A 14347-nucleotide genomic window follows, 5' to 3' on the forward strand; every position below is an offset into this window, starting at 1 on the left:
TCGGCGGGCACCACCCGCCCTGTGGGCCACCGAAAAATCGCACAGAACGGAGCGCCATTCGCCCGCCGGCGGAGAATCCTGTGCCACTATTACAGTAACAAACCAGAGGTTGACGCGCCCCGGCAACGTCAATAGATTCAGTAGCCATAACTAGAGAGAGTCACGACACCTGAGGAGGAGTCATGCTGAAAGTCGGTGATCAAGCGCCGGATTTTGCCCTGCCCAATGCGGACCTGGAAAAATCCGAGCTCGGAGACTATCTGGGCAAGCGCAATCTGGTGCTCTATTTCTATCCCAAGGACAGTACCCCGGGCTGCACCATCGAGGCCCTGGAATTCTCCGATCTGATGGATGATTTCCAGGCCGTGGAAACCGATGTGCTCGGGGTCAGCATGGATAACTGCCTCAGCCATGGCGATTTTCGCGACAAGAACGGGCTGACTATCGGGCTGCTGGCCGATATCGACGGTACCCTGTGCCAGGACTATTACGTGTGGAAGGAGAAGGAGGCGCACGGCGAGAAACGCATGGGCATCCAGCGCTCCACCTTCGTCATCGACAAGCAGGGCGTCATCCGCCACGCCCTCTATGACGTGAAGCCTAAGGGCCACGCCCAGGTGGTGCTGGAACTGGTCAAGGCACTCTGACCCCCGGCCCGGACAGACTCCCGGGGCACTCGAAAAGACCCGCCACGCTTTGCGGATATCCACCGCCTGGGTTAATGTGCCTGCACCGGTAGCCGTTTAGCAACCTGATGTGAAACTCCGCACCCAGATACTGCTGTTCTTCTTCGCCTTCGCCTTCACTCCGCTGCTGATCGCGGTAGCGATCAATCTGCCGTTGGTGCTGGAGCGCATGGACCTGTTCTATCAGAAGGCGCACCTGCAGAACCTGCGCGCCGACTTCCGTGATCTCGACCAGCACCTGGCCAGTCGCCACGAGATGGTACGGCTGCTGGCCAAGCTGCCGGAACCGGGCACGCTGCTGGGTGAAGAGGAGGCGGGTGACAGCGACACCATCGATCTGGCACGTACCCGCTACATCCAGTGGATCAACCAGATCCTCCAGGAACAGCTGGATATCGTCCAGATTGTGTTCCTCGACGCCCGGGGCGACGAGCGGTTCTGGCTCGACCGGGACCCTGAGAACCAGTCCTGGCAACCCACCGTCCGGCGTCCCGGCAAGGCCCCCGAAACGCTGGTTAGCGCCGCGCTGCAGGCGGAGCCGGGGCGGGTGCTGGTGAGCGCGCTCAGCCTCAATCCGGTCGCGGGTGCCCTGGACCCGCGCCGCTTCATGACCCTGCGGCTGGTGACGCCGATCCTGGGCCGGGAGAACCGCCCGCCCATCGGCGCCGTGATGCTGAATATCGATGTGGGCGGCATCGCCCGTTTCTACCGCGATACCCTGTGGGTCAACAATGACGGCAGTTTTCTGCAGATTCCCGCCCCCGACGCCCCGACCGGCAATGCCTTCGCACGGTACCCCGGACTGGCGGCGCTGTTCGCGGAGGAGCAGCCGGTGCTCTGGAAGGGGGCCAACGAGCAGATCATGTGGGTGCCGATGTTCCGCACCGAGCGGTCGCGCTCGCTCTGGGTCGGTCGGCGGGTGGATCCCTCGCCCATCGCCGAGTTCCGCAACGCCCTCACCCTGCGGGTACTGAGCATTATCTTCCTGCTGATGCTGGCCACCTGGCTCGCCTCGCGCTGGCTGGCGAAACGGGCGGAACGCCTGAGCCGCGAACTGATCGACGGCATTCAGCAGATCCTCGAGGAGGAGACCCCGGTCAGCTTCGACTGGAAAGGCCCCCAGGAGCTCAAGCGCCTGGGCATGAACCTCTCCCGCCTGGCCGAGGAGCATGGCCGCACCTCGCGCCACCTGCGTGCCCACGCCCGGGAACTGGAGGAGTCCAACCGCTACAAGTCGCAGTTCCTGGCCAATATCAGCCATGAGCTGAAGACACCGCTCAACTCCATCCTGCTGCTCTCCAAACTGCTGGCCGGCGCGCAGCATGGTCTGAGCGATGATCAGCTCAAACAGGCGCGGGTCATCCACGAGGCGGGCCGCGACCTGCAGGCGCTGATCGACAACATCCTCGATCTCTCCCGCATCGAGGCGCGGCGCACCCCCCTGCATCCGCAAAGCGTTGCCGTGATCCCGCTGCTGCAGGGCCTGGTGGAGCTGGTCCAGCCGCAGTTTGACGCCAAGGGGCTGTCACTGCGCCTGGAACTGGGCCGGACGGCGCCGGCACAGATCACCAGCGACCCGGACAAACTGCGCCAGATCCTGAAGAATTTCCTCTCCAACGCGGTCAAGTTCACGGAAACGGGCGAGGCGGTGCTGCGGGTGGCCGCCGCTGACCCGGCGGATGCGGACAGTTACGCCCTGCAGATCAGCGTCAGCGACAGCGGAATCGGTATTCCGGCGGAGCAACACGCGGAGATCTTCGAGGCGTTCAAGCAGGCCGATGGCGCGACCAACCGCCGCTACGGGGGCACCGGCCTGGGCCTGACCATCAGCCGCCAGCTGGCCCGGCTGTTGGGCGGGGATATCCGCCTGCGCAGCCGCCCGGGGCAGGGCAGCCGGTTCACCCTGCTGCTACCCGCTGAACTGGGGCCCGCTCTGCGCGCGGCGGAGTCGGCGGCCCCGGAGCAGGAGAGGCCCCCCCCCAGCACCCCGGAAACCGTGAACCCCGATCCCTATCTGGGCCGGCATTCGGTGCTGGTGGTGGATGCCAATCTGCATCACCTCTTGCAACTGACCCCGCTGCTGGAACAGGCCGGCCTGCGGGTCACGGCGGCGGAAAGTGCCGGCGAGGCGGCCGAGCTGATGGCCGACGAACCATTCGCCCTGGTGTTGATCGACGTCATACCCCCCGGTGACAACGGCTGTGATACGATCAAACGCATCAAACAGGCCCAACCGCTGCCGGTGCTCGCCATCCTCAGCGAAGCGGAATCCGAGACCGAGGCGGCCTGTCTGGCGGCCGGCGCGGATGCCCTGATCCGGCGACCGATCGACCCGGGCGCGCTGCACCAATTGTTAGGACAACTTCTTCCAGCGGAAGCCGTAGACACCGAATAATGAAAAATTGGCAGGAGAGACTATTTTCACGGCCGAAGGCCGCCCGCCAGGGTGCGGCACAGGGATGTGCCGCATGAACCGCTATAGTGGATTTACCCTCCTGGCCGTGGACGACCACGAGCACAACCTGTTCACCCTGCGCACCTTGCTGCGGCAGCATATGGACGTCGCCATCCTGGAGGCCACTGGCGGGCAACAGGCACTGGACATCGCCCTCGGTGAATCCCACATCGACCTGATCATTCTCGATGTGCAGATGCCGGAGATGGACGGCTTTCAGACCGCCTCCATGCTGAAGATCCGCAAAAAGACCCGGGACATACCGATCATCTTCCTCACCGCCGCCTTCAAGACCCGGGAGTTCCAGCAGAAGGGCTATGAAGTGGGGGCGGTGGACTATCTGCTGAAACCGATCGACGACAACCAGCTGATCAACAAGATCAGCACCTATTTCCGCCTGATCGAGAAAGAGCGCCAGCTCAACCGGGTACTGGAACAGAAGGTGGCCGAGCGCACCGCCGCACTGGCCCAGGCCAAACAGCACCTGGAAAACATCATCCACTACATGGGTGAGGCGCTGCTGGTGTTGAGCCCCGAAGGAAAGATCCGCGAGGTCAACCCGGCGCTGCGGCAGATGCTGGGCTACAGCGACGAGGAGCTGCTGGGAATGGGCATCGGTGATATCTTTGAAGAAGAGGGTGACGAGCAGGCCGGGGCCTTTATGGGCACCTGGCTGGAGGCGCTGATCCGGGTCGGTGCCCTGAGCCAGATCGAGGCCCGCTTCATCACCCGTGAGGGACGGCGCATTCCGATTCTGTTCTCGCGGAGCGCCGTAACCGACTCGTGTGGGGAGATTACCGATATTTTATGTATCGCCAAGGACATGAGCGGCTATATCCGGCAGGATGTGCCGGCAGCGGACACCTCCGCAGCCGGCATGCCTTCCTGAGCCGTAACAGGAGTTAAACATGAACGATCAAGGCCAACCACCTCTGGAATATGAAGACACCACGCTGACGGCCAATGCCCTCAAGGCGATGGCCCATCCGCTGCGCTGGAAGATTCTCTGCTCCCTGGGCGATGACGAGTTGTCGGTGGGCGAGATCGTGGAGCGCACCGGCACCTCCCAGAGCAATATCTCGCAACACCTGGAGCAGCTGCGCAACAAGCATATCGTGGTCGCAAGGAAAGAGGCCAACCGCATCTATTACCGGATTCGTAACGGCCAGTTGCTGACCCTGATCGGCACCATGCGCAGCGTGCTCTGTCCGGCCAATCTGGACGAGCGCTATTCCGGGGACAAGGAGTAACAAACTAGGAGCCTGTCGGTTTTGACCGACCGTAGCGAGGGAAAGCCGATTTGAGCCAGATTTTTCGATCTTTCGAGGCGAATAGTGGACCTATTTAACGAGAAAGATCGAAAAATATGGCCAAATTCGGCTTTTCCGCAGTAGGTCAGTGTTAAATCCGACAGGCTCCTAGGCAATCTCCTGCCTGTTCCGGTATTCTTGCGCGGATGACACCCGAGCAATATTACCGGCAACAGTTGCAACAGGACCTTGTGCTGGCGGACCCGGATCAGGCCGCCGTGGTCGCTGAACTCCAGACGCTCTACCAGCGGCTGATCCGGCCGGCGCCGCCGCCGGCGGAAGCGGATCTCTTCAGCCGCCTGTTGAAGCGTAGGCAGCGTCAGGAAATCACCCCCGAAAAGGGCATCTACCTGTGGGGGGGTGTCGGCCGGGGCAAGACCTGGCTGGTGGATATCTTCTTCAACCAGCTCCCGTTCGATGCCAAGCTGCGCATCCATTTCCATCACTTCATGCGCGACACCCATGAATCGCTGAACCGCCTCAAGGGGGTGAGGAATCCGCTGGAGCAGGTCGCCGAGGGGCTGGCCGCCCGCACCCGCATCCTCTGCCTGGACGAATTCATCGTCACCGATATCGGCGATGCCATGATCCTGGCACAGCTGCTGAAATACCTGTTCAGCCGCGGTGTCACCCTGGTGACCACCTCCAACACCGCACCGGACCACCTCTACCGCAACGGCCTGCAGCGGGCCAGTTTCGTGCCCGCCATCGAGCTGATCAAACAGCATACCCGGGTGATCCATCTGGATAGCGCCACCGATTACCGCCTGCGCTATCTGGAACAGGCCACGGTCTACCACACCCCCCTGGAAGCGGCCGTCAGCGAACGCCTCGATGAGGAGTTCGATCAGCTGGCGCCGGAACCGGGACGGCGCGGCGGCAGCATCACCCTGTATGGGCGGGAGATAGCGGTCGAGCGGCTGGCCGACGATCTGGTCTGGTTCGACTTTTTTGCCATCTGCGGCCCACCGCGCAGTCAGGCCGACTACCTAGAACTGGCGCGCTGTTATCATACCGTGATCATATCGGATATCCCGCTACTGACCGGCGAACTGGATAACGCCGCCCGGCGCCTTGTCTACCTGGTGGACGAGTTTTACGACCGCGGGGTGAAACTGATCATCAGCGCGGCGGCCGGCCCGCGGGAGCTGTATCAGGGGGAGCGACTGCAGGCCGAGTTTGAGCGCGCCGTCAGCCGGCTGCAGGAGATGCAGTCAATCGAATACCTGTCCCGGGAGCATAAGGCATGAACAACGAAATCATCGACCTGCAGAGCCGCGTCGCCTTCCAGGAAGACGCCATTCATCAGCTCAACCTGACCGTCAGCCAGCTGCAGAACCAGCTCACTACCCTGCAGCAGGCGATCAGGGAGCTGCACCAGCAGATGCGCAACCTGTCACCCGCCGAGGATGGCGGCAACGAGATCCCGCCGCATTATTAATGTTTGTCCCGCCTGCAAGAAAGAATCCATCGCATCTTGACATGCGAATGATAATGATTATCATCGATCTCCAAGTCACAAGGAGACAAACAGATGCGCTGTGTCATAGATGCCTGGCTGGAACGTAGCGATCCCTGCCTGCGCCTGCTGGATGCCGAGACAGGTCAGGAGATTTTGCGCTGCGGCGCCGCCTGGATCATCCCCCTGCTGGAGAGTGGCGAATTGAGCCTGGAGGATATCCAGGACGAGGGGCTCAGCTATGCCGAGCGTCTGGGATTCACCGCGGGAGAACCGGCACCGTGTGCGATCTGACCAAGAAACGTTTTGCGCCCCCCCGGGCACCCGCATCCAGACGGCTGCGGCTCTGGGAGGTTGACCGGCGCTTTCACTGCGCCATCCTCGGCACCTGCCTGACCCTGCAGGAACTGCATAAGGTGATCCGCCAGGCCGGCCTCATCCTGGAGCCGAAACACAGCGACTATGACGCCCATAACGCCCTGGTCGCCAGTGCCGGCCAGGAGTGCCATGCCGCCCGGCTGCTGACCCGCCTGCTGGACAGAAAATACCGCACCCCCATCAGCCAGCTGGCCAAGGGCGACGACAAGGCGCTGCGCAGCCATTGGGCGCAGGCCCTGCAGACGGGTGATATCGCTGGTCCCTTCTGGGGCCTGGTGACGCTCCCGCACACCAGTCCGGAGCTGATCCAACGGGTCTATGGCGACGTGCATATGCTGTCGCACCTGGCCGGGGCCTCCAATCGTGCGGACCTGAGGCGCCTCGCCACACTGGAAGCCGGCATGGCCGAATTGAGGGAGTCGGCGCTGCACACGGCCCGCCAACAGCGGCAGCAGCTGGCGCAAAAAGACGCGGTGATCGCAGAGCTGGAGGCGCAACTGCTGCGCCGCCTTGCCCGGGACAAGCAGGCGTCCGCGCCCACCGAGGCCGACCTGAGTGAGCAGCTCTGCGCCAGCCGACGCGAGTTGACCCAGTCACTGCGGCAGCTGGAGCGGACCCGGCGCCGACTCATCAGCCTGAGCCGGCGCAACGACCATCTGCAAGAACAGCTGGAGTCCGCGCGGACGGCACTCCGCGAGGCCGAAGCGGAACAGCAGGCCGCCGAGCTGGCCTTCCATCAGCTGTTGGTCACCGATCAGGCAGCCGCCGCACCGGCAACCGACCTCTGTGGGCGACAGATCGTCTACGTGGGCGGCCGGACCTCGCTGTCCCCCCACTTCCGCACCCTGGTGGAAAAATGCCATGGCCGCTTCGAGCACCATGACGGGGGCGTGGAGGAGAGCCGGGCCAACCTGCACTGCCTGCTGAGCAAGGCGGACATGGTGTTCTGCCCGATCGACTGCATCAGCCATGATGCCTGCCTGAAGGTCAAACGCTTCTGCAAACAGAACGCCAAGGCCTTCATACCGCTGCGCAGCTCCGGCCTTTCGGCCTTCGCCAAGGAGCTGTCCCAGCTGAGCCGGACGGATACTTAAGCCCAATTGGGCCGCCAATCACCATGCTAATGAATATCACCACCCAAACGCCCGCCCGGTCCCGCCGGAGTTGGGCCCTGAGCGGCATCTCGACCGGACTGCTCTGGGCAACCGCCCTGGCGGCGCTGTTGCTGGCCGGCCTGAGCGGATTCGCGGGGGGCTAGCGTGATCCGAGGGCGGTACCACCGCGGCATGAAAATAAGTGAAACGACGACGACCCGGCCCAAGGGGCGGGTTGCCGGCAATCGGCAAGATCTTTAACAAGCCATCAGTAGATACAAGGGGAACACGTGAAAAAGCGATATCTTGGCGTAGCGATGCTGTCGCTACTGGGCATGCACAACGTACAGGCCGATACCCTGGCCGACGCATTCAAGAACGGCACCGTCAGTGGCGATCTCAATCTTTATTACAATGGGATAGACAACCGGAGCGCCGCCGATAGCGCCTACGGCACCGGTTTTCTCGGGCTGAAATATGAGACCGCGCCACTCAACGGCCTGCAGCTCGGGCTCGCCCTGCGCCACGGCAGCGAGGTTTACGAGAAGAATTCAGACGACTCGGACGAGGGCGTCGGCACCCTGGTGACCGAGGCGTATATGAGCTACCGGGGTGACGGGTTCGGTGCCGTGCTGGGGCGCCAGGAGATCGATCTGGAGTGGGTCGCCGATTTTCATGAGGCCCTGACCCTGACCAGCGACACCCTGCCCAACACCGAACTCACCGCCGGTTACAGCCGCAGCCTGGCGGTGGCGGACGAGGACGACCTGCAGGACAGCTTCACCGACATCGGCGACGACGGCGCCTGGTTCCTGGATGCGAAGATCGCACCGGCCGAGGGGCTGCTGCTCAATCCCTACTATATCCATGAGGACGAGGTATTCGACGGCCTGGGCCTGAAGGCCGATTTCGAACACGGCTCCGGACTGGGCCTGACCGCCCACTACGCCACCTCGGATGTGGATGTGACGGGTGAGGCGGACGGCGCCATCCTGCACCTGGAGCTGCGCGGCGCCCTGGGTGAACTAGCCCTGGCGGCCGGTTATATCCAAACCGACAAGCAGGGCGGTGTGGGCCATCTGGATGACCTGGGTGAAAACATCAATCCCTTCGAGGAGGGGAACCAGGTTTATGAGGCCGATGCCCAAACCTGGTACCTGGGCGCCGAGTACAGCCTGGGCCACGCCACCCTGGGGCTGCTGGTCGGCAACAGCGACTACGCCGGCAATGCCGAGGAGCGGGAGATCAATCTGACCCTGGGCTATGACTTGGCGGAGATCGCCGAGAACCTCAGCGTTGACCTGGTCTATGCCGATATCGATGCCGACGCCGCCAGCGACGACTATGAGAAACTGACCCTGATGTTGAGCTACGCGTTCTGATCCACGCACCGGGGCAGGCATAAGAGCCTGCCCCTACGCCGATTGGTGTTTGGGCCAAATCGGCTACTACGAAATAAAAAACCCCGACCGGTCTCCCGGTCGGGGGTTTTTTATGCGCCCGTTCAAGCGGCCGATGAATCAGTCGCTGCCCCAGCTTTTCCCCTTCACCCCGGGACTGTGATAGGCCTGGCTCAGCTCATGCACCGCCTCCACCAGCACCCCGGCATGCTCCGGATTCACATCCGGGTGGATGCCGTGGCCGAGATTGAACACGTGCCCGGGACCGTGACCGTAGCTGGCCAGCACCCGGCCCACCTCTTCACGGATACGCTCGGGCGCGGCATAGAGAATGCTCGGATCGACATTGCCCTGCAGCGCCACCCGGTCCTTAACCTGGATGCGGGCATCCGCCAGGTCGGTGGTCCAGTCCACCCCCAGGGCATCACAGCCGGTGCGGGACATGGCATCCAGCCACTGGCCACCACCCTTGGTGAACAGGATCACCGGCACCTGGCGGCCCTCGTTCTCGCGCACCAGGCCCTTGACGATCCGCTCCATGTAGGCAAGCGAGAAGAGCTGGTAATCACGCGGACTGAGTACCCCGCCCCAGGTATCGAACACCATCACCGCCTGGGCACCGGCGGCGATCTGCGCATTGAGATAACCGATCACCGACTCCGCCACCTTGCCCAGCAGGCTGTGCATCAGGTCGGGCCGGTCGAACATCATCTCCTTCACCTTGGCGAAATTCTTGGTACTGCTCCCCTCCACCATGTAGGTGGCCAGGGTCCAGGGACTGCCGGAGAAGCCGATCAGCGGTACCCGCCCATCAAGCTCGCGGCGGATGGTGCGTACCGCGTCCATGACATAACCCAGATCATCCTCCGGATCGGGCACGCCGAGCGCGGCGACGGCCGCCTCGTCCTGCACCGGGTTCTTGAACTTCGGCCCCTCACCCTCGGTGAAATAGAGCCCCAGGCCCATGGCGTCGGGAATGGTAAGGATATCGGAAAACAGGATGGCGGCATCGAGGGGAAAACGCTCCAGCGGCTGCAGGGTCACCTCGCAGGCCAGTTCCGGGTTCATGCAGAGATCCATGAAGCTGCCCGCCCTGGCCCGGGTGGCCCGGTATTCCGGCAGATAACGACCCGCCTGGCGCATCATCCAGACCGGGGTCATGTCGACGGGTTCACGAAGCAGGGCACGGAGAAATCGATCGTTTTTCAAGCTGGACACAGCGGGTTTCCTTTGTTGACACCGAGAGACAACCGGCCCGTAATGCCGGTAAGGGGGCGAGTTTACACCGAAACCGCCAACGACACACGGCGCCAGTGGCAATCCATGGCGCCGTGCGTACCTGTCAGGCCGTGACCGTGCGATCAATAGTCGCCTTTCTTCCCCACGCCGACAAAGGCAAAATCCCACTCCAGGTCAAACGGTGCCCACCAGGCACCGACGCCGGTCTCCTTGTCGGTATGCCGATAGAAACCATTATAGGCCGGTGGCTTGATGTGGTATTTCAGGTGATATTTGCCGGGGCCGTTGAGCTTGATGTTGTCCGCATAGTGGGGGCCGTCGGAGGCTACCATGGGCATGAAGCTGCCGGTGGTCGACCAGCCGTCGCCCTGCTTGGTGATGGTGTAGCTGATATCCAGATAGGGCATCCATTCACCCTCGCCGAAACCGTTCTGGTTGCCCTTGATGGCGTGGATGTCCGCCTCCAGGTGGATATCGGTATTGCCCATGCCGGGCAGCATCGGCTCCATCTTGGTCGGCTGCAGATAGACCGCGGCAATCTCCATGCCGTTCAGCTCCACCGGATCACCGATCGGCTGTTCGCCGGCGCTGACGACGGCACTTCCCAACAGACCCGCCAGGGCCAGACTCAATGCACCTCTTTTCATATAACTCTCCAGCATTATAATACGACTCATTCGCGTTACTGAGCCAAAAAAAACCCGCCAGGAGATTCACCCCCGACGGGGCGTTACTAAATTCCGAATACGGCCGGCCACCAAGCCAGGCCAACCAACATGCTTCCTGTCACGCCTGGTAGCAGGGGCACCCACAATCCGTGGCCCCGCAGCCCTTGATGGATCAATATCTGCCGTCCGAGATAGAGGCTCCAGAACAGGCCGAGACTGAACAGCCCCCCTTTCACCAGGCCGACCATGGCGGCCGACATACCCAGGGTGGTGAGGGGTGAAAAGAGCTCCCCCCCCAGGCCCAGCACCAGGGAGACCATCGCTACCGGCGCGTACTGATAGCCCAACTCAACAAACCGCTCCGCCAAACCGCGATCCGCGCCCAGCCGCCCGGCCAGCCAGGCAGACAACCCGGTGGTTAATGACAGCAGCAGGCTTAGGAGCAGCATGACAGCCAGCATGAAACCGACAATCAGGGTGAAATCGAGCCAGTTGAACACCTCGCGCCGTTCCGGATGCACACTCATCAGCCACCAGGGGCCGGATTCGCCGATCCAGTACCAGCCGCGCTCGATGAACCAGCCACCGACCGCCTGGCGCAGCTGCTGATACTGGGGCAGTACCAGCCAGAGAAAGCCGCCCAGTGCAATCCCGGTACCCAGGAACAGAAAGCCCACTTCGTAGGGATTGGGATGGTGCCGGCGGATCTGCTCGATCTCCTCGCCCGGCCGTCGCAAACGCAGGAACAACCCCCCTTGCGACTGGGGATTGACACAGCGGAAGCACTCGATGCAGTGGCGCGACTCCTCCTTGCGGGGGATATCGATCATGGTCGGACAGACCCCCTTCTCGGTAAACCGGTCACCGCCGGATTTTTTCCTTTTCGGGGCGAACTGCACGGCACCGATGCGCGAGAACACCCCCAGCAGCAGGCCGATCGGACACATATGCCGACACCAGGCGCGCTTGTTGCGCCCGTAAACGAAGCCCAGCACGATCGCTGCCAACAGGGTGCTGCCAAACACCTCGGCCACCGCCTCCGGGTGATCACGCACACCCACGGTCTGTCCCAGCAGGGTGATGAGCAGAAAACTGATAATGGGCGTCCCCTCCCAACGCACCCAGGCCGGGATCGGTCGCTGCAGCCCCCGCTTGTTCGCCCATTCGGAGGCCGCCCCCATGGGGCAGAGCAGGCCGCACCAGCTGCGACCGGTGAAGATCACCGAGAGAAACACCAGGGGGAACCAGAGCCCCCACATGGCGTAATTGGCAAAGCGGGTGAAATTAGTCAGCGGCGTGGAATCTTCCGCCGCCTCGGGGAGCAACAGCGGCACGAAGATCACCGCAAGGAAAAACAGGAACATGCCGGCATGCAGCCATACCAGCCGCTCCCGGTGGCGGACAAAAAAGGCCTCCAGCGGACCGGCGAGGCGGGCGTCCAGGGTCCCGGCCACCCGTATCGGGATGGACGCCAGCTGCCCGGCCACCGGGTGGCCGGTCAGCTTCTGGTATACCGGTACATTCACGACCCGGCCCCGGCCGGTGCCCGACGGCGCTGGTTCCACCACCAGACCATGGCCAACGGCAGCGGGATCAGCAGCAGCAACTGGGCCGACAGGCTCTCCAGGGTGGGGTAGAGGCCCAGCCAGCTGATCCGGGCAACCCCGTCAACCGGGGTGATCCCCAGCCAGCCGGCCTCCTGCAGCTCCAGCACACCATTCCCGGCAAAGGTGACGGCCAGATAGTAGAGCAGTACCGCGGTCAGGGTGAAAAAGAGTCCGATGGGCAGTCTGAACGAGGCCGCCTGCATCAGCCGGTAAAGCAGCAGCAGCGCGGCCAGGGCCAGGGCGAAACCGCCCAGCAGCGGCCACCACTGGCCATCCGCCTGGCCGCTCAGCGCCTGATAGAAGAGCACGGTCTCGGCACCCTCGCGGTAGACCGCCAGAAACGCCGCCAGGCCCAGGGCGAAGCGGCTGCCCCGGGAGAGGGCGCTGCTGATCTGGTCATGGATAAAGGCCTGCCAGCGGGCCGCCTCGCTTTTCGAGATCAGCCAGTAGCTGACGTAGAACAGCACCGCCGCGGCCAGCAGCATGGTGACGCCCTCCAGCGCCTCCCGGCCGGCACCGGAAATCTGCAGCACCACGCTGAACAGCCAAGCGGTGAGCAGGCTCGCCAGCAGCGCCCAGGCCGTGCCGTGATAGACCACCCGCACCTGCTCCGCCGCGCCCTGACGACGCAGGTAGGCCACCAGTGCCGTGATCACCAGCATCGCCTCGAAGCCCTCGCGCAGCAGGATCAGGAACGCCTGCACAAACAGCCCCCAGAAATCGCTCTCCGCCGGCTGCTGGGCGTCGGCTACCTGTTCCAGTTGGGTGCGCAGTTCATGCCAGGCGGCCGCCACCTCGTCAGCGGCACGTTCACGCGAGGCGAGTCCGATGATCTTGCCGAAGCGCGATTCCAGTTCACTTTTCAGCGCCGGGTCGCGCATGCCGATGGCCACCTCCATGCCACTCCCTTCGAAGATATCGAAATAGAGCCCGGAGACGGCATCCGCCGTATCGATCCCCTCCTCCGGCCGGTATTCGGCCACGATCCGGTCGCCCTGACGGGTCAGTTCGGCCACCACGGTGGCGAAATCGGGTGATGTATCGGGCATTGCGTCGGGCGTCTCGACGGCCCCGAAACCGGCCACCGGGAACAACAGCAGGAGCAGCAGCCAGCGCAGGCTCACTGGTTCACCTTGAACACTTCCAGGGGGATGCCGGCCTGGTCCAACTTCTCCGCATCCCGGCGCATCGCCACCCGGATCGACTCGGCAATGGCGCTCACCTCGGCCCCGTCCAGCCCCTTCTGGATCGCCTTGCGCAGGTCGCCGAACCGCCGCTCCACCTGGTAGGTGTGCTTGGCCCCCAACTCCATGCGCATGGCCGCCTCCATCTTGCGGTCCTCGAAGACACCGAAGTAAGCACTCACCACCGAGCGTTTGGCCTGTTTCGCGTCCCCGGCCAGGTAGGACTGCTCGGCCGCGTCGATATGTTCCACCACGGCCTCGGCCACGTTCAGCCAGCCGGCGGGCTCGCCGGCCCAACCGATAGCGGGCAGCAATAACCAGAGAGAAATAAAAGCGTATTTCATGGCGAATCCGTACTCCACAGGCCCGGTCCTCCACCCCGGAGGCGATCATAGGCCCCGTTCAGAAACCAGGAAGGCTAATAATAACGATTCGCAATTATAATATCAACACTGATTGTCCAGCAATTCCAAATTTGGCGAAGTCTATCCCCAGCATCTCTTGGCAAGGATTCATTTTTGGCCGCGAGGAGTGGTGCAAGAGGAGTGGTACAGGGATGTACCGTTTACGGAGCCGAGGATGCAATGCACCGCTTACGGACCTAAGGATGGAATGATCGCAAATAAGCGCGAATAAATTTACTACAACCCCCTCCGATGGTTTGGTGGGTGCCAGAGGGGTGGGGCATTACGGACGAATTATTTAACACCGGGCATAATGGCTGGGCGGGACCTGGAGAACCACGGATGGACACCGATAAACACAGATTCAGGATTCTGATCTCCTATTCGTGTGAATCTGTGTCCATCCGTGGTTCCGAATGACCAGTTGTAGGGGCAGGCCCCTGTGCCTACCCTGGCCGATGGG

Annotated in this window: 15 protein-coding genes; 10 read left to right on the forward strand and 5 right to left on the reverse strand. The window is 62.8% G+C overall.

What is annotated here, in order from left to right; genetic code table 11:
- Positions 1-182: 182 nt before the first annotated feature.
- The 10 genes from O9K64_RS11245 to O9K64_RS11290 all read left to right on the forward strand — a co-directional run bounded on the left by O9K64_RS11245 (position 183) and on the right by O9K64_RS11290 (position 8764).
- Positions 183-647, forward strand: coding sequence for a peroxiredoxin (locus O9K64_RS11245; protein ID WP_275098160.1), 465 nt, complete (start codon positions 183-185; stop codon positions 645-647).
- 109 nt (positions 648-756) lie between these two features.
- Entirely contained in the window at positions 757-3081 is a 2325-nt protein-coding gene (locus tag O9K64_RS11250) for a hybrid sensor histidine kinase/response regulator (RefSeq protein ID WP_275098161.1), read from the forward strand.
- 73 nt (positions 3082-3154) lie between these two features.
- Positions 3155-4030 (forward strand): response regulator, encoded by an 876-nt coding sequence (locus O9K64_RS11255; protein ID WP_275098162.1) that lies wholly within the window; start codon positions 3155-3157, stop codon positions 4028-4030.
- 19 nt (positions 4031-4049) lie between these two features.
- A complete protein-coding gene (locus O9K64_RS11260) occupies positions 4050-4391 on the forward strand; it encodes an ArsR/SmtB family transcription factor (protein WP_275098163.1) in 342 nt (113 codons plus the stop codon).
- A 206-nt stretch (positions 4392-4597) separates the two neighbouring features.
- On the forward strand, positions 4598-5701 hold the full coding sequence (gene zapE, locus O9K64_RS11265) for a cell division protein ZapE (RefSeq protein ID WP_275098164.1): 1104 nt from the start codon (positions 4598-4600) through the stop codon (positions 5699-5701).
- Complete coding sequence (locus O9K64_RS11270) at positions 5698-5892, forward strand: SlyX family protein (RefSeq protein ID WP_275098165.1); 195 nt, start codon at positions 5698-5700, stop codon at positions 5890-5892. The genes zapE and O9K64_RS11270 overlap by 4 nt, the downstream gene beginning before the upstream one ends.
- A gap of 93 nt (positions 5893-5985) precedes the next feature.
- Entirely contained in the window at positions 5986-6204 is a 219-nt protein-coding gene (locus tag O9K64_RS11275; protein WP_275098166.1) for a hypothetical protein, read from the forward strand.
- A complete protein-coding gene (locus O9K64_RS11280) occupies positions 6192-7382 on the forward strand; it encodes a DUF2325 domain-containing protein (RefSeq protein WP_275098167.1) in 1191 nt (396 codons plus the stop codon). The genes O9K64_RS11275 and O9K64_RS11280 overlap by 13 nt, the downstream gene beginning before the upstream one ends.
- A 29-nt stretch (positions 7383-7411) precedes the next feature.
- Entirely contained in the window at positions 7412-7546 is a 135-nt protein-coding gene (locus tag O9K64_RS11285) for a hypothetical protein (RefSeq protein ID WP_275098168.1), read from the forward strand.
- Between the two features lie 126 nt (positions 7547-7672).
- The gene (locus tag O9K64_RS11290) at positions 7673-8764 is read left to right on the forward strand and encodes an Opr family porin (RefSeq protein ID WP_275098169.1); all 1092 of its coding nucleotides are present in this window, start codon (positions 7673-7675) and stop codon (positions 8762-8764) included.
- Between the two features lie 138 nt (positions 8765-8902).
- Here the strand turns inward: O9K64_RS11290 and hemE are convergent, their stop codons facing one another.
- From hemE to O9K64_RS11315, 5 genes are all read right to left on the reverse strand, one after another.
- On the reverse strand, positions 8903-10000 hold the full coding sequence (hemE, locus tag O9K64_RS11295) for a uroporphyrinogen decarboxylase (protein ID WP_275098170.1): 1098 nt from the start codon (positions 9998-10000) through the stop codon (positions 8903-8905).
- A 143-nt stretch (positions 10001-10143) separates the two neighbouring features.
- Entirely contained in the window at positions 10144-10668 is a 525-nt protein-coding gene (locus tag O9K64_RS11300) for an iron transporter (RefSeq protein ID WP_275098171.1), read from the reverse strand.
- Positions 10669-10754: 86 nt separating this feature from the next.
- Positions 10755-12215 carry a 4Fe-4S binding protein gene (locus tag O9K64_RS11305; protein WP_275098172.1) on the reverse strand — a complete coding sequence of 487 codons (1461 nt, stop codon included), beginning with the start codon at positions 12213-12215 and terminating at the stop codon, positions 10755-10757.
- Complete coding sequence (locus tag O9K64_RS11310; protein WP_275098173.1) at positions 12212-13420, reverse strand: FTR1 family iron permease; 1209 nt, start codon at positions 13418-13420, stop codon at positions 12212-12214. Before O9K64_RS11310 ends, O9K64_RS11305 begins: the two co-directional genes overlap by 4 nt.
- Entirely contained in the window at positions 13417-13824 is a 408-nt protein-coding gene (locus O9K64_RS11315; RefSeq protein WP_275098174.1) for a hypothetical protein, read from the reverse strand. Before O9K64_RS11315 ends, O9K64_RS11310 begins: the two co-directional genes overlap by 4 nt.
- Between the last annotated feature and the right edge of the window lie 523 nt (positions 13825-14347).

It is taken from the genome of Sedimenticola hydrogenitrophicus (assembly GCF_029017505.1).
In the GTDB taxonomy this organism is placed as follows: Bacteria; Pseudomonadota; Gammaproteobacteria; order Chromatiales; family Chromatiaceae; genus Sedimenticola; species Sedimenticola hydrogenitrophicus_A.